General features: G+C 67.3%; 17 protein-coding genes. 9 read left to right on the forward strand and 8 right to left on the reverse strand.

Going from position 1 to position 13,947, the window contains the following annotated elements:
- Nucleotides 1-14: 14 nt before the first annotated feature.
- Genes O5I81_RS03235 through O5I81_RS03245 form a run of 3 tightly spaced genes read right to left on the reverse strand, consistent with a single transcriptional unit; the run spans nt 15 to nt 2,148 of the window.
- Nucleotides 15-776, reverse strand: coding sequence for an SDR family NAD(P)-dependent oxidoreductase (locus tag O5I81_RS03235; RefSeq protein WP_271067506.1), 762 nt, complete (start codon nt 774-776; stop codon nt 15-17).
- A 44-nt stretch (nt 777-820) separates the two neighbouring features.
- A complete protein-coding gene (locus O5I81_RS03240; protein WP_271067507.1) occupies nt 821-1,249 on the reverse strand; it encodes a tautomerase family protein in 429 nt (142 codons plus the stop codon).
- A 35-nt stretch (nt 1,250-1,284) separates the two neighbouring features.
- Nucleotides 1,285-2,148, reverse strand: coding sequence for an alpha/beta hydrolase (locus O5I81_RS03245; RefSeq protein ID WP_271067508.1), 864 nt, complete (start codon nt 2,146-2,148; stop codon nt 1,285-1,287).
- A gap of 85 nt (nt 2,149-2,233) precedes the next feature.
- Here O5I81_RS03245 and O5I81_RS03250 point away from each other — a divergent pair, with 85 nt between their 5' ends.
- Nucleotides 2,234-2,821 (forward strand): TetR/AcrR family transcriptional regulator, encoded by a 588-nt coding sequence (locus tag O5I81_RS03250; protein ID WP_271067509.1) that lies wholly within the window; start codon nt 2,234-2,236, stop codon nt 2,819-2,821.
- On the opposite strand, the gene epsC is transcribed toward O5I81_RS03250, so the two are convergent.
- Nucleotides 2,810-3,661 carry a serine O-acetyltransferase EpsC gene (gene epsC, locus O5I81_RS03255; RefSeq protein ID WP_271067510.1) on the reverse strand — a complete coding sequence of 284 codons (852 nt, stop codon included), beginning with the start codon at nt 3,659-3,661 and terminating at the stop codon, nt 2,810-2,812. The genes O5I81_RS03250 and epsC overlap by 12 nt on opposite strands.
- Nucleotides 3,662-3,765: 104 nt before the next feature.
- Nucleotides 3,766-5,031: an EAL domain-containing protein gene (locus O5I81_RS03260; protein WP_271067511.1), complete on the reverse strand. Its 1,266-nt coding sequence runs from the start codon at nt 5,029-5,031 to the stop codon at nt 3,766-3,768.
- Between the two features lie 166 nt (nt 5,032-5,197).
- Between O5I81_RS03260 and O5I81_RS03265 the strand changes: the two genes are divergently transcribed.
- The 5 genes from O5I81_RS03265 (at nt 5,198) to O5I81_RS03285 (ending at nt 9,135) form a co-directional block, all read left to right on the forward strand.
- Nucleotides 5,198-5,506, forward strand: a complete 309-nt coding sequence (locus O5I81_RS03265) for a FeoA family protein (RefSeq protein WP_271067512.1) — start codon at nt 5,198-5,200, stop codon at nt 5,504-5,506.
- On the forward strand, nt 5,499-7,388 hold the full coding sequence (locus O5I81_RS03270; protein WP_271067513.1) for a ferrous iron transporter B: 1,890 nt from the start codon (nt 5,499-5,501) through the stop codon (nt 7,386-7,388). Before O5I81_RS03265 ends, O5I81_RS03270 begins: the two co-directional genes overlap by 8 nt.
- Nucleotides 7,389-7,461: 73 nt before the next feature.
- Nucleotides 7,462-8,430 (forward strand): thioredoxin domain-containing protein, encoded by a 969-nt coding sequence (locus tag O5I81_RS03275; RefSeq protein WP_271067514.1) that lies wholly within the window; start codon nt 7,462-7,464, stop codon nt 8,428-8,430.
- Nucleotides 8,431-8,488: 58 nt separating this feature from the next.
- Nucleotides 8,489-8,758: a type II toxin-antitoxin system prevent-host-death family antitoxin gene (locus O5I81_RS03280; protein ID WP_271067515.1), complete on the forward strand. Its 270-nt coding sequence runs from the start codon at nt 8,489-8,491 to the stop codon at nt 8,756-8,758.
- On the forward strand, nt 8,755-9,135 hold the full coding sequence (locus O5I81_RS03285; RefSeq protein ID WP_271067516.1) for a type II toxin-antitoxin system VapC family toxin: 381 nt from the start codon (nt 8,755-8,757) through the stop codon (nt 9,133-9,135). Before O5I81_RS03280 ends, O5I81_RS03285 begins: the two co-directional genes overlap by 4 nt.
- Before the next feature lie 2 nt (nt 9,136-9,137).
- Here O5I81_RS03285 and O5I81_RS03290 read toward each other — a convergent pair whose 3' ends face one another.
- A complete protein-coding gene (locus tag O5I81_RS03290) occupies nt 9,138-10,016 on the reverse strand; it encodes a 3-hydroxybutyryl-CoA dehydrogenase (RefSeq protein WP_271067517.1) in 879 nt (292 codons plus the stop codon).
- Between the two features lie 273 nt (nt 10,017-10,289).
- Here O5I81_RS03290 and O5I81_RS03295 point away from each other — a divergent pair, with 273 nt between their 5' ends.
- The 3 genes from O5I81_RS03295 (at nt 10,290) to O5I81_RS03305 (ending at nt 12,008) form a co-directional block, all read left to right on the forward strand.
- Nucleotides 10,290-10,625, forward strand: coding sequence for a TonB C-terminal domain-containing protein (locus tag O5I81_RS03295; RefSeq protein ID WP_271067518.1), 336 nt, complete (start codon nt 10,290-10,292; stop codon nt 10,623-10,625).
- 179 nt (nt 10,626-10,804) lie between these two features.
- Entirely contained in the window at nt 10,805-11,344 is a 540-nt protein-coding gene (locus O5I81_RS03300) for a MarR family transcriptional regulator (protein WP_271067519.1), read from the forward strand.
- Between the two features lie 13 nt (nt 11,345-11,357).
- On the forward strand, nt 11,358-12,008 hold the full coding sequence (locus O5I81_RS03305) for a DUF4166 domain-containing protein (RefSeq protein ID WP_271067520.1): 651 nt from the start codon (nt 11,358-11,360) through the stop codon (nt 12,006-12,008).
- On the opposite strand, the gene O5I81_RS03310 is transcribed toward O5I81_RS03305, so the two are convergent.
- The gene (locus O5I81_RS03310; RefSeq protein ID WP_271067521.1) at nt 12,002-13,243 is read right to left on the reverse strand and encodes a TadE/TadG family type IV pilus assembly protein; all 1,242 of its coding nucleotides are present in this window, start codon (nt 13,241-13,243) and stop codon (nt 12,002-12,004) included. The two genes, O5I81_RS03305 and O5I81_RS03310, sit on opposite strands and share 7 nt — an antisense overlap.
- Nucleotides 13,243-13,860, reverse strand: a complete 618-nt coding sequence (locus tag O5I81_RS03315) for a response regulator (RefSeq protein ID WP_271067522.1) — start codon at nt 13,858-13,860, stop codon at nt 13,243-13,245. The genes O5I81_RS03310 and O5I81_RS03315 overlap by 1 nt, the downstream gene beginning before the upstream one ends.
- Between the last annotated feature and the right edge of the window lie 87 nt (nt 13,861-13,947).

Raw genomic sequence — 13,947 nt, forward strand, 5'->3', positions numbered from 1 at the left:
CGAAATTCACACGACTAGCGATAGTGCTCGGCCGTCTGTCCGGAGAGCGTCGAGGCCATGAATTGCCGCCTCAGCGACTCCATTTTTTCCCAGACCTCAGGGTCGAGAAGGGACGGCATGGTGACCGGTTCCCCCCTGTCCAGCCCGATCATGGCGGCGCCGACAAGCTGATCAGCGGACAGATAGCTGGAGTCCGGAAACACCGACCCGTCCATGCCCTGCGAGCTGAAGAACTCCGTTCGGACGGGCCCGGGCATGACGAGCTGGATGCGAACCGCGCTCTCGGCGAACTCCAGCTGCAACGACCGGGTGAAGTTGAGGACGAAGGCCTTCGATCCACTGTAGGCCGCCGCCGCCGGGGACGGCGCAAAGGCGAGGACCGAACCGATGTTGACCAGAAACCCCTCTCCTCGCGCCTTGAAGCCAGCGACGGCGGCGCGAGACAGGCGGGCCAGGGCAACGACGTTGAGCCGGATATTGCGCTCCAGCACTTGCGACGAGGCGGCGGTGATCGGCCCCAGCCCGCCGGCGCCAGCATTGTTCACCAGCCCGCAAAACGCCTCCTGCTCCAGCCGACGCTCAAGGCTCTCCAGGTGGTCGACGTTCTCGAGGTCGGCGACCAGGACCTCGACGTCAGCGTCCCTTTCGGACCGCAGACGGTCGGCCAACTCGTCCAGCCGCTCCTTGCGGCGCGCAACGAGGGTGAGGCTGTAGCCGAGTTCGGCAAGGCGCCGCGCATAGGCGGCCCCGATGCCGGAGGAAGCGCCGGTGACCATCACCCGGCCGGTCCTGGGATAGCGTGACATCGTCATCCTCCGGTTCAGTCGTGGGTGCGCGGCGAGGCGCGGTTTTCGGCCATCCAGCGCTTCTCGTCCTCGGTGCCTTCCCTGGGCGGGAAGTAGCCCTGGATGGTCCACAGATCGAACGGGGTCTCATCGACGTGCAGCTCCCAGCCGTAGCCACGGTCGGCGACGTAGGGGGCGAAGATCTTGTTCATCCGCTCGAAGAACCGGACCTTGACCTCGTCCGACGGGAAGGTCCGGGCGATATGGTCCACCCAGATGCGGACGAAATCGTTGCGCGGCTCGCCGCCGATGTAGAAGTCGTCGGCCGCGACCTCCTGGAAGACGACGCCGACATAGAACCGGGGCATGCCGCGCGCATAGACGTCGGACAGGGCCTGCGAGATGGCCTTCTTGTCTTCGGGCGAATACGCGCCGACGGGGTGATAGATTTTCCACAGAGGCATGGGTCGCTCCCGCTATTGGGGTGATGAAGGGGGGGTCAGTTGAGGCCGTGAACCAGCAGGAAGCCGGCCAGGGCCGACACCACGCGGCCCGGTTGTTCCTGCTGCACGAAGTGGCCGACGCCCGGCCAGGCGTGCAGCGTCAGCGGCGCCTCGACCCAGTCCCAGACCCCGTTCAGGCCCTCGGGCAAGGCGTAGGCGTCGGCCAGGCCGTGGATCAGCAGGGTCGGCGCCTTGACCGGCGGCGGCGTCGATTCCCACACCCGATAGGGCGGAGCCGGGAACTGCATCCGGTAGTAGTTCATCGGCGCGCCCAGATCGGTGCGGGCGAAGGCCTCGTCATGGCGGACGCGGTAGGCCGGATCGGTGATCCAGGCGCCAAGGCGCTCCAGCGGCGTGGCCCGCTCGGCCCCCGGCTGCTGGAAGGCGCGGACATAGGCGCTGGCCGCCTCCTGCCTGGGGTTGGTGGCCAGTTCGCGGGCGATGGCCCAGGGGTGGGGCATGTCCATGACCACCAGTCCCTCGACCAGGTCGGGCCGGATCATCGCCACCTGCCAGGCCAGCCAGCCGCCCCAGTCGTGGCCGACCAGCACCGCGCTCTTGGCGCCGCAGGCCTCGATGGCCGCCGCCACGTCGCCGACCAGGGACGCCAGGTCGTACGCGTTGGGGTTCAACGGCTGGTCCGACAGGTTGAAGCCCCGCAGGTCCATGGCGGCGACCCGGTGAGTCTTCAGGAAGGGCGCCATGACCGCGTGCCAGGTCAGCCAGTGATCCGGGAAGCCATGGATGAACAGCATCAACCGACCGACCCCGGCCGTCGCCACATGGATCTTCGTGGCCCCGTTGCGCGCATAGCGGTGGTCCACGGCCTGTTCGATCTGGGTCAGGGTATCGGACGACATCGGAAGCTCCCTCCTGTTAGATGTTGTTCATCATCTATTTTTAGATTAGATGTCAGTCAACATCTTTTTTCGCAGGAGGTCGGCCTTGCGTGTCAGCCGTGATCAGGCCCGTCAGAACCGCCAGCGCGTGGTCGCCACGTCGAGCGCCCTGTTTCGGGAGAAGGGTGTCGAAGGCGTCGGAATCAGCGAGCTGATGAGCGAGGCTGGCCTGACCCACGGCGGCTTCTACAAACAGTTCGGCTCCAAGGCCGAGCTCATCGAGGAAGCCTGTTCCTTGGCGCTCGACGACACCATGGCCTTCTGGGACGGCTATCTGGAGGGCGCCGCCGAGCCGCGGGCCCGGTTCATCCGGGCCTATCTGTCACACCAACAGCGGGACCGTGTAGGCGAAGGCTGCCTGCTGCCGGCGTTGGCAGGTGAAGCCCGGCGGGAAACGCCCGCCATTCGCGGCGTCTTCACACGGGCGATCCGGTCCTACGCGGATCGACTGGACCAACCGGTAGAGGCGCGAACCGGCCAGACGCGCGCCGAGGCTCTTTCGACACTCTCGGAAATGGTCGGCGCCATACTCCTCGCCCGCGTCACGGACGACCGTCAGCTCTCTGATGAAATACTGGACGCCGCCCGGCGGCATATTCTCGGTGCTGAGCCGAACGGGGACTCAACCCGGTAGTTGGTGACCGACAAGCCCCTCGTCGATCGTCCTGGCCGGCGCGGCGCGAGGGTCGCGGTTGACCAGTCTGGCGGGAACGCCGACGGCCGTGCAGCCGGCCGGAACAGACCTGAGCAGGACCGACCCCGCCGCCACCTTCGCGTCGTCGCCGATACTGATATCGCCCAGCACCGTTGCATCGGCCGAGAGCAGGACGCCGTTCCCGATCCTGGGATGGCGGTGGCCGCGATTGGAGCCGACTCCGCCGAGGGTCACGCCCTGCAGTATAGAGACACGGTCACCGACGATGGCGGTCTCGCCTATGACGACGCCGACTCCATGGTCGATGAAGACCCCCCGGCCGATACAGGCGGCAGGATGGATATCGATGTGGAACAGTGCGCTGGAGCGACTCTGCAGCCAGGCGGCCAACGTCTCCCGACCCGTGACTTGCAGGACATTCGCGATGCGGTGGGTCTGCAACCCCAGGAATCCTTTGAAGAACAGGAATGGCTTGAGATAGCCAGCGGAGGCCGGGTCGCGCTCTACGATGGCGTTGAGGTCATGCTCGGCCATCTCGACGATCGAAGGGACGGCTTCGTAGACGCCGTCAATGATCCGCCCAAGACTCATCGCCTCCAACGTCTCATCACCGAGTTTGCGAGCGAGGTTGCGGCTCAGCGCGCCACCCAGGCTATTGACGTTCAAGATCGTCGCCGCCAGCAGGCTCGCCATTGCCGCATCCGTTGCGGCGGCGCGGGTTGCTTCCTGGTGGAGCAATGGCCAGACCAGCAGCCCCAACGGATCTGCGTTGTCGGATCGTTGACTCATCGCGCCGGGCTCTGCTGTGGGGTCCGCCATGAGCCTGAACCCCCGGCGGCGATCGCGCCAGCGGCGGATCGGCCAAAAGACAGTGCCGTACTTGTCAGCCCCGCCGCATGGCCGGTGGAGACCTCAGCCGCCCCTTACCGCCCGCCAGCCCGCCGCAGGATGGCCTGCTGCATCAGATCCACCGGCATGTCCGCCTCCGCCAGGATGGCATCCCGGATCGCCCTCGGCTCGCCGAACAGGTGCCCCTGCCCAAACGCCATGTCGAGGTCGAGGATGTCGACGATCTGGCGTTCGCTCTCGACCTTCTCGACGATGGTCTCGACGCCGTAGCGGCGGGTCAGGCGGGCGAAGTCGGAGGCGTGCAAATCGGGCAGGGAGCGGATGATCAGCCGGCCTTCGGTCTCTTCCAGCTGGTCGAGCAGCATCTGGGCGCCGACCTTGATGAACTTGATGTCGGCCCGGGCCAGGTCCTGGAAGTCGAGGTCGAGGTCGGTGACCTTGTCGAGGCTGAAGCGGAAGCCGAGGTCGGCGAGGCGGGCCATGTGGCGGGCCTCGACCGGGCCGCGCTGGTCAAAGGCGGCCTGGCCCAGTTCGAAGATCAGGGCCCCGGCCAGGTCCTTGTTGGCCGACAGGAATTCCAGGAACTGCGGGAAGAAGCTCTCGTCCGACAGGCTGCCCAGGCTGATGTTGCAGAAGATGCCGACTTTACGATCCTGGCGGGCCAGGCGGCGGACGATCTGCACGCAGCGGAAGAGGAGCAGGTTGTCGATGGCGGCGACCAGGCCCATCGGCTCGGCCACCGACAGGTATTCGGCCGGCATCATGACGCGGCCGGTCTCGTCGCGCAGGCGGCTGAAGCTCTCGTAGAAGACGGTGCGGCGCTGGGGCAGGCTGACGATCGGCTGCAGGTAGAGATCGACGCGGTTGTCGGCCAGGGCGTCACGGACGGTGTCGAGCAGGGCCGCCGACTGCGGGTTGCGGCCGCGGGTCTGGCCGCGGGCGGCGCTGACCTGGTGGGTGAGCTGGTCTTCCAGCCGGTCGCTCATCTTCTGGACCAGGTCTTCGAGCTGATGGACCTCGCTGGTCAGCGCCTCGGAGCGGCGCATGGCGTCGACGGCGACGGTCTCGACGATCTCGCCGAGCTTGGCGTCCACCTTCTCCAGCTGGTCGGCGAGGATCAGGTTGGCCTCGCGGACGGTGTTGATCTCGTCGCTGAGGCGGGCGTTGTCGAGGGCCATGGCGATCAGGCCATGGAAGGCGAAGCAGAGGCCGAGCGCGCCGATGAAGGTCGCCAGGCCGATGGCCAGGCCCGCCTCATGGCCACGGCCGACCAGCACCGCGACCACGAGGGCGGCGGTGATGTAGAAGGCGGTGAGGAGGCCGAGTCTGAGCTTGCGCATCTGTCCACGCTGGCGAATCGCCGGTTCAGTATCGGCGAGCGAACATCATGGTGTCCAAGGTCTTAACGACGCATTGGGGGCGGCATGAAAGTTTCTGTGCGATTCATTCGCATCGACACCGCCCGTCCGGCCTGATAACGGTTCGCAACTTTTCGTCGGGATGGTCATGTCGAAGGTTTTTTCTGAGTCCGGAGCCGCTTCGGGCCTCGATGCCCGGGGCGAACCGCTGGGCGCGGCGCGGGCCGGGCGGCCGGGGGTGATCGTTCGCGTGGACGGGACCCTGGCCGACGCCGGGGTGCTGGGTCCGGAGGAGCTGGAGCGGCGCCTGCTGGAGCTGGGCTTCGTCGAGGGGGCGCGGGTCGAGATCGTCGAGCAGGGGCTGTTCGGGGCCGATCCGATCGCCGTGAAACTGGATGATATGCGGGTGGCGCTGCGCCGGCGCGAGGCGCGGGCGATCGAGGTGAAGTTTGACTGACGCAGTTCTCAGCCCGGCGCCCCATTCCCCTGTGAAACTGGCGCTGGTGGGCAATCCCAATTCCGGCAAGACCGCCCTGTTCAACGCCCTGACCGGCAGCCGCCAGAAGGTGGCCAACTACGCCGGCGTCACCGTCGAGCGGAAGGAAGGCCACCTGACCACCGCCGCCGGCCGGCGCGTCAGCGTGCTGGACCTGCCGGGCACCTACAGCCTGCGGGCCCGCAGCCCGGACGAGGAGGTCACCCGCGACGCGGTGCTGGGCCGCCTGACCGGCGAGCAGGAACCGGACGTGCTGATCGCTGTCGCCGATGCGACGAACCTGCGGCTGGTGCTGCGGCTGATCCTGGAGCTGAAGCAGGTGGGGCGGCCGTTCGTGCTGGCCCTCAACATGTTCGATATCGCCCAGCGCCAGGGGCTGCGCATCGATGTCGAGGGGCTGTCCAGGGAGCTGGGCGCGCCGGTGATCACCACCGTCGCCACCCGCAAGCGCGGCATCGACGACCTGATCGCCGCCGCCGAGGCGCTCTACGAGAAGCACCTCGAGAACCCCAACGTCTGGCGTGAGCCGAGCGCGGCGGAGATCCGCGCCGCCCACGGCGAGGCCCAGCGCATCATGCGCACCTATGTGAAACCGGCGGAACGGCCGGACACCTTCACCGGCAAGGTCGACGGGGTGCTGCTGCATCCGGTGCTCGGCCTGGCCGTGCTGTTCGCCATCCTGTTCCTGATGTTCCAGGCGGTCTTCACCTGGGCGACGCCGCTGGCCGACCTGCTGGAGGCCGGGGTGCTGGGCTTCGGGGCGCTGGTCGCGGGCCTGTTGCCGGACGGCCTGGTCCAGAGCCTGCTGGTCGATGGCCTGATCGCCGGGGTCGGCAGCGTGGTGGTCTTCCTGCCGCAGATCCTGATCCTGTTCTTCTTCATCATCGTCCTGGAAGACACCGGCTACATGGCCCGGGCCGCCTTCCTGATGGACAAGCTGATGGGGGCCGCCGGCCTGCACGGCCGCACCTTCCTGCCGCTGCTGTCGTCCCTCGCCTGCGCCATTCCCGGCATCATGGCGACGCGGGTGATCGACCAGAAGCGCGACCGGCTGACCACCATCCTGGTGGCCCCGCTGATGACCTGTTCGGCCCGCATCCCGGTCTATGCCCTGATCATCGCGGCGCTCATTCCCAATGAGAAGGTCTGGGGCTGGATGAGCCTGCAGGGGCTGGTGATGTTCGGCCTCTATGCGACCGGCATCGTCTCGACCCTGATCGTCAGCTTCATCATCCAGCGGCTGTTCTGGCGCACGCGCAGCGAGCCCTTCATGATGGAAATGCCGGCCTACAAGACGCCCGACGCCGGCCTGGTGCTGCGCCAGCTGTCGCAGCGGGCCTGGATCTTCATCGAGCGGGCCGGGCGGATCATCCTGCCGCTGATGGTGCTCGTCTGGATCCTGTCGACCTTCCCCTATCCGCCGGAGGGCGCCCCGGGGCCGGCCATCGACTACAGCTTCGCCGGCATGATCGGCCACGCCATCCAGCCCTTCCTGGCGCCGATCGGCTTCAACTGGGAAATGAGCGTGGCCCTGATCCCCGGCATGGCGGCGCGCGAGGTCGCGGTGGCGACGCTCGGCACCATCTATTCGGTCGGCGATGTCGAAGGCTCGGGCCTGTCGGTGCTGGAAGGCATCGTGCGCAGCCAGTGGTCGCTGGCCACGGGCCTCAGCTTCCTGGCCTGGTACATCTTCGCCCCGCAGTGCGTGGCGACGCTGGGCGTGGTCAAGCGCGAGACCAACAGCTGGACCTGGCCGGCGGTGATGTTCTTCTACATGCTGGCCCTGGCTTATCTGGCCTCGTTCCTCACCTACAATGCCGCCGTGGCGCTAGGCTGGGGCTGACCGCAAAAAGGCCTTGGATTGGCGCTTGAGAAGCGGCACACGCGTCGCTGACCCTGGCCGAAGGACCCTTGCGTTGAAGCTCTCCCGCCTCCCCGCCCTCGCGGCGCTCCTGCTCTCCGCCCTGTTCGGGGGTCTCCCGGCGCTGGCGGCCGAGGCGCCGGCCAAGGTCCCCGTCTTCGCGGAGGGCCGTGTGCTGGGCGATCCGAAGGCGCCGGTGACCCTGCAGGCCTACCTGTCGTTCGGGTGTCCGCACTGCACCGACTGGTATGGCGAGACGTTTCCGGAGCTGAAGCGCCGCTACATCGACACCGGCAAGGTGCGGCTGGTGATGGTCGAGATGCGGGCCGGCCACGCCCGTCTGGCCGAGGCGGGGGCCATCGCCGCCCGCTGCGCGCCGAAGGACAAGTATTTCGTCGTCGCCGACGCCCTGTTCCACACGCGGCCAAAGCTGCTCAAGGGGCCGCGCGACAAGGACGACCACGGCCAGCAATTGCTCAATACCGAGGCCTGGGTCGAGGAAGCGGTCGGCAAGACCGGCATCGACATGACCGCCTGGCGGGCCTGCGACAAGGCCGCCCAGGGGGCCGCCTTCGAGGCGCGCATGGAAAAGGCCATCAAGCAGTACCCCGGCTACGAGGGCGGCACCCCGGTCTTCCTGTTCAACGGCGAGGCCGGCGAGGCGGGCAACCTGGACTGGGCTGAGTATTCGATCAGCCGCGCCAGCAAGGCGGCCGGCAAGCCGCTGATCACGGCCGACAGCTACGACCTGTTCTGCGCCGGCGGCCTGACCCCGGCCGGCGGCGACGAGGCTGAAGCCTTCGAACAGCGCTGGAGCCGCAAGGGGGCGCTGTGGCGGCTGACGCGCGGCGGGCCCGAGGACAAGGGCGCGCCGGCGGTGATGGAAGGCGGGGGTCAGGTGCTGAGCGATGGAACGCGCCAGTACCTGCTCGACGGCAAGAACGATCTGAAGCTGAAGGGCGGCGACGGCCAGACGCTCGATGCGTCCTGCGCCCAGATCGCGCCGACGCCGTTTCCGGGGTAGCCGATCAGTTGGTCCAGGACGGTTGGACCAACTTTCCGACCTGTGTTAGTGTCGGTTCATGACGATCCAGATGAACATTGCCGAGGCCAAGGGGAAGCTCTCGGAGCTCGTCACCCGCGCGGAAGCGGGGGAAGAGGTCGTTCTGGCGCGGAATGGGAAGGTGGTGGCCCGCATCGTGCCGACGACAACGCCTCAGAAAGGACCCCGCAAGCTGGGCGCTTGGGCTCATCTGGGGCCGCTGGAAGACCCCGACCTTTTCCTGCGCCCCGATCCCGAAATGGAAGCCTGGCTTGAGGCGTGGGAGAAGGCTCCGCTCTGCCCTGAATGAAGCTGCTCCTAGACACACATGTGCTCATCTGGGCGGCGAGAGCTCCGGAGCTTCTCAGTCCGCTCGTCCAGAACCTGCTGGCAGACCGTAAGAACGAACTGCTCGTCAGCGCCGTGGTGGCTTATGAAATCGAACTCAAGCGAGATCGCGATCGGGACATTGCCGCCCTGCCGGCTCAACTGACGCCAATCCTGCAGCAGATGGATATGAACTGGCTGCCCCTGACCGACCGTCACGCTGTCCTGGCCGGCAGACTGCCGCGTATCCATAGGGATCCATTTGATCGCTTCATGATCGCGCAGGCCAGGATCGAGGACGCGACCCTGGTGACCAGGGACCGGAAAATCCCGAGCTACGGCATTCCGACGATCTGGTAGCCCTAGCGCGTCGGAACCGGGGTCTCGCCACGGTAGTCGTAGAAGCCCCGGTTCGACTTGCGGCCGAGCCAGCCGGCCTCGACGTACTTCACCAAGAGGGGGCAGGGGCGGTACTTGGAGTCCGCCAGGCCTTCGTGCAGCACGTTCATGATGCTGAGCACCGTGTCCAGGCCGATGAAGTCGCCCAGCTCCAGCGGGCCCATCGGATGATTGGCGCCCAGCTTCATGGCGGTGTCGATGCTGTCCACCGTGCCGACGCCCTCATAGAGGGTGTAGATGGCCTCGTTGATCATCGGCACCAGCACGCGGTTGACGATGAAGGCCGGGAAGTCCTCGGCATTGGTGGTGGTCTTGCCCAGGCTGCGGGCGAAGTTGACCGCCGTCTCGTAGGTATCGACGTCGGTGGCGATGCCGCGGATGACCTCGACCAGCTTCATCAGCGGCACGGGGTTCATGAAGTGCAGGCCGATGAAGCGTTCCGGCCGGTCGGTCGTCGAGGCCAGGCGGGTGATCGAGATCGACGAGGTGTTGGAGGCCAGCAGGGTGTGCTCGCCCAGGTGCGGCGCGAGACTCCGGAAGATGGCCTTCTTGATGTCCTCGTCTTCGGTGGCCGCCTCGATGGCGAGGTCGGCGGCGCCGATCAGGGCGACATCGTCGGTCTGCTTGATCCGGGCCATGGCCGGGGCGACGGCGGCGGCGTCGATGACGCCGCGAGCCGCCTGGCGGCTCATGTTGCGCGCGATGTTCTCCAGCGCGGCGACGATGCGCGCCGGGTCGAGGTCGTGCAGACGCACCTCATAGCCGGCCAAGGCACAGACGTGGGCGATGCCTGAGCCCATCTGGCCGGCGCCGATCACGCCCACCGACTTGATTTGCGACATCGACGATACCTTCCACAGGCCCTCGGGTGGGGCCATTCAAACTGAGGTCGGACCTTCTAGCACACCCTGCGGCGGGTTCGCCAAGTCTTTGCTGCATTGCAGCGAAACCCCAAGCCAATCAAGGGTCTGGCGGTCTCACGGGGGCGTGTCCGACGTTACCAAGACTTAATCCCACCGTCCGCATCCGTTCGCATATCCCGTGTCCTCTACCCCTGTGTAGACGGCGCGGATGCGTCGAACTTTTCCTCCCCCGGAAACAACAAGGACCTTGTCATGAACCGCATCATCCCCCTCGCCGGCGCCCTCCTGATCGCCATCGCCGGCGCCTCCGCCGCCAACGCCTCCGTCGGCTCCGACGCCTGGGTCGCCAAGACCAAGGCCGCGCTGCAGGCCAAGGTCGAAGCCGCTGGCCTGGCTGACGACGGCAAGACCGTGAAGATCAAGCTGCGCCTCGGCTCGGCCGGCGCCGACAGCGTCACCATCGCTGAAACCAGCGGCTCGGCCGACTTCGACACCGCCGTGAAGAGCGCCGCCAAGGACACTGATGTGACGCGTCCGCCGTCCGACCTGGTCGGCCGCACCGTGACCTTCACGCTCGGTCAGCCGTAAGGGACAAACGTCGGCCGACGGCCAAGGCCTCAGGCCAGGGCTGGCGTTTCTACGGGGAGGAGGTCTGGGGCTTCCTCCCCGTTTCCTTTTCAGCCCCCAAGACTCGCCCCCCCAATCCATCCCTTGCATCCCGAAGTTATTTCGCCTATTTCTGTCATAACAGAAACAGGCGAAATGCCATGCAGGTCCCTCCCGCCCAGATTACGCCGGCCATGCGCCGCTACGTCCTCCACTGGGGCGAGATGGGCCAGCGTTGGGGGGTGAACCGCACCGTCGCCCAGATCCACGCCCTGCTCTACCTGGCCGAGACGCCACAGCACGCCGAACAGATCACCCAGGCGCTGGGCGTTGCCCGCTCCAATGTCTCGACCAGCCTGAAGGAGCTGATGGGCTGGGACCTGATCAGGCTGGTCCATCTGGAGGGTGACCGGCGCGATCACTTCGCGGCCCGCACCGACCCCTGGGACATGCTCGAACTGATCGTCGAGGGCCGCAAGCGCCGCGAGATCGACCCGACCCTGGAGATGCTCAGCGCCTGCGTCGCCGAGGCCGAGGGGGACAAGGCCACGCCGGCCTATGCCCGCGAGCGGCTGAAAACCATGCAGGGCTTCCTGGTCCAGCTCGACGGCTGGCACCGCCAGATGCGCGATGTGCCGCGGCCGACGCTGATCAAGCTGATCGCTCTTGGCGGGCGCATCGCCAAACTCATCGGACGGTAGGGGAGGGTCGGTCATGGGGACGCTGGCGGGCTGGGTTGGACGACACAGGGTCCGGCCGGCGTCGCCGCCGCCCCGGGTGCTCGACTTCCGCCGCCTGGTCGGCGAGGCCGCCTGGAGCCGCCTGCCGCTGGCGGTTCGTGAACGCTTCGGCGTTCACCGCATCGGCGAGGAGATCGTCTATCCCGGCGAACTGGTGGTTCGGGCCAGCCGTTTCGGCCGCTTCCTCGCCCATGCCTGCCGCCTGATCGGCATGCCCCTGGCCCCCTGGACCGGCGAGGCCGTGCCCATGCGGGTGGTGGTGCGGATGGACGGGCGCGGCCTGGTCTGGGACCGCTGGTACAGCTTCGAGGGCCGCCCCGAAATCCTCGTCACCTCGCGCAAGCAGCTTGGCCGGGCGGGCGAGCTTCTGGAGGTGGCGCGCGGCGGTCTTGGCATGCGTTCGGAAGTCTCCGTCGAGGGCGGCGCCCTGCATTTTCGCGGCAAGGGCTATGTCTGGGTGCTGGGACCGCTGGTCGTCCCGTTGCCGACCCTGCTGACCCCGGGCGCGGCCCATGTCGTGCATGAGGACCTGGGCGGCGGCCGCTTCCGCTTCGCCATGCGCTTTGTCCATCCCTGGCTTGGCGAGACGATCTTCCAGGAGGGGGTGTTCAGCGATCCCTACTGAGTCAGCCGCACCGCGGCGGTCGCCGCCTTGTCGCCCACCCCGCCCGGGACCGGGACGCTGGAGCCGGCATAGTTCTTGTTGATGACCAGGTCCGGGTTCTCGTCGAGCTTGATCGACTTGGCGACGATGACGGTCCAGGCCGATTGGTCGGCGACGCGGTTCTTGCCCTTCACCAGCAGGGTGGCGTTGGGAATGTAGACGGTGCCGAGCAACTGGCGGGCGGCGCTCGACGAGATCTCGAAGGTGTGGTTGTTGTCGCGCGTGGTGGCGACCACGAAGCCGGCGTAGGAGCCCTGGCGGCGGCCTGAAAGGCGGATCTGGGCGCTGTCCTTGAACTGGAAGTCGGCGTCCTTGCCGAAGATCAGCACGACGTTGTCGCCGGTCAGGACGGCGTCCTCCTTGAGCTCCAGCTTGCCCTTCTGGAAATAGTGCTCGCCCGGCAACAGGGTGATCGTCGCGCTCTTGCCGGCGACGATGTTGCCGCAATGGATGCCGGGTAGCAGCACCAGCGGCAGGAGTTCGGCCAGCAGGTCGGTGGGCGTACAGGCGGCGCCCTGCTGGCCGATGGTCATCGCGGCGAACGGGTCGGGGATGACCGGGGCGTCCGTCTGGGCGGTCGGGGTGATCGGCCCGCTGGCCAGGCCCGAGGCCTGGACGATGCCGGCTGCAAGCGCGGCGCCGCCGGCGACCTTGATGTCGGAGTTGGAGTGAATCAGGCAGGCGGCCGCCGCCAGGTTGGAGGTGTCCTTCAGCTCGATCTGGTCGTTCTTGTCACCGCCGTGGCTGAGCACGCACAGGGGGGTGACGCCCATCCTCTGGGCGTTGGCGGTGATGGTGAAATTCCAGCCGCCGGGCGGCAGCATGTTGGCGAAGAAGCTGTTGCGGTTGACGGTCAGCTGGACCTGGACCGTGCCCTCATCGGTGTCGGGGGTGACGGAGGCGCCGTAGGTCATCCGGCCGGCCAGATCGGTCAGCTGGGCGGCGATGGTCGCCCTGGTCCGTTCGGCCAGGCCGTTGTTGTCGGCCATGCCCAGCTGCCTGGCGGCCATCAGGGCGGCGCTGTCGGCGATAGCCTGCAGCTTCTGCTTGTCGGCGCTGACACTGGCCAGGTCGATGCCGCCGAGGGCCAGGACTGAAATGGCGGGGACGGCCAGCGCGAAGGTCGTGATGACGTTTCCACGCCGGTCATCCCGCAGGCGGCGCGCCAGGCTGAGCAAGCGACGCCCGGCGGCCATCAGGGTATTTCCGGCCCGCCGGCGGCGGCTTCGACGGCGGCGGCGAAGGCGGCGGCCGCCTCGCGGAGTTGCGGATTGGCGCGCAGGGCCTGGCCCAGGAAGCGCGAACCCTCGCGGGCGACGGCCTTCAGCGCCGCGTCTGTTCTGGCGCGGTCCTGGCCGATCAGGCGGCGCTCCTCCAGCAGGAAGGCCTCGTTGGCGCAGGTGCGGTGCACGTAGCGGACCTGGTAGTTGAGCAGTCGCCAGTTGATCGGCTTGGCGATGAAGCTGGTGGCGCCGGCGTCGAAGGCGCGATCGATGGCGGCGGTGTCCTCGCGGCCCGTCACCACGATGACCGGCAGGTGTTCGGTGGCGGGATCGGCGCGCAGGGAGCGCAGCACCTCGAAGCCGTCGATGTTGGGCATGTCGAGGTCCAGCAGGACCAGGTCGGGCTTGTCGGCGGCGATGGCGGCCAGGCCCTCGGCCCCGTCGGCGGCGGTCTCGAGCCGCATGTGCTCGGAGGCCAGATGCACGGAGGCGAACTCGCGCAGGATGGGATCGTCGTCCACGAACAGCAGACGAAGATCGGCCTGCGCCGAGTAGTAGAAGGCCCGCCGAAGCTGGACCCGCGCCTCCATATTTCACTCCCCGACCGCGTTCTGAGTCCTCGTATTAAGCACAAGGAAATTAATGGGGCGTAACGTCGCAGGTGGCATAAGTCTCGG

This window comes from Caulobacter sp. NIBR1757, from assembly GCF_027912495.1.
Taxonomy (GTDB): Bacteria; Pseudomonadota; Alphaproteobacteria; order Caulobacterales; family Caulobacteraceae; genus Caulobacter.

Excerpts from the sequence above, each read along its gene's own strand:
- O5I81_RS03235 (WP_271067506.1), bottom strand. The coding sequence starts at position 776 with ATGGTCACCGGCGCTTCCTCCGGCATCGGGGCCGCCTATGCGCGGCGC.
- O5I81_RS03240 (WP_271067507.1), bottom strand. The coding sequence starts at position 1,249 with ATGCCTCTGTGGAAAATCTATCACCCCGTCGGCGCGTATTCGCCCGAA.
- O5I81_RS03245 (WP_271067508.1), bottom strand. The coding sequence starts at position 2,148 with ATGTCGTCCGATACCCTGACCCAGATCGAACAGGCCGTGGACCACCGC.
- epsC (WP_271067510.1), bottom strand. The coding sequence starts at position 3,661 with ATGGCGGACCCCACAGCAGAGCCCGGCGCGATGAGTCAACGATCCGAC.
- O5I81_RS03260 (WP_271067511.1), bottom strand. The coding sequence starts at position 5,031 with ATGCGCAAGCTCAGACTCGGCCTCCTCACCGCCTTCTACATCACCGCC.
- O5I81_RS03265 (WP_271067512.1), top strand. The coding sequence starts at position 5,198 with ATGTCGAAGGTTTTTTCTGAGTCCGGAGCCGCTTCGGGCCTCGATGCC.
- O5I81_RS03280 (WP_271067515.1), top strand. The coding sequence starts at position 8,489 with ATGACGATCCAGATGAACATTGCCGAGGCCAAGGGGAAGCTCTCGGAG.
- O5I81_RS03285 (WP_271067516.1), top strand. The coding sequence starts at position 8,755 with ATGAAGCTGCTCCTAGACACACATGTGCTCATCTGGGCGGCGAGAGCT.
- O5I81_RS03290 (WP_271067517.1), bottom strand. The coding sequence starts at position 10,016 with ATGTCGCAAATCAAGTCGGTGGGCGTGATCGGCGCCGGCCAGATGGGC.
- O5I81_RS03295 (WP_271067518.1), top strand. The coding sequence starts at position 10,290 with ATGAACCGCATCATCCCCCTCGCCGGCGCCCTCCTGATCGCCATCGCC.
- O5I81_RS03300 (WP_271067519.1), top strand. The coding sequence starts at position 10,805 with ATGCAGGTCCCTCCCGCCCAGATTACGCCGGCCATGCGCCGCTACGTC.
- O5I81_RS03305 (WP_271067520.1), top strand. The coding sequence starts at position 11,358 with ATGGGGACGCTGGCGGGCTGGGTTGGACGACACAGGGTCCGGCCGGCG.
- O5I81_RS03310 (WP_271067521.1), bottom strand. The coding sequence starts at position 13,243 with ATGGCCGCCGGGCGTCGCTTGCTCAGCCTGGCGCGCCGCCTGCGGGAT.
- O5I81_RS03315 (WP_271067522.1), bottom strand. The coding sequence starts at position 13,860 with ATGGAGGCGCGGGTCCAGCTTCGGCGGGCCTTCTACTACTCGGCGCAG.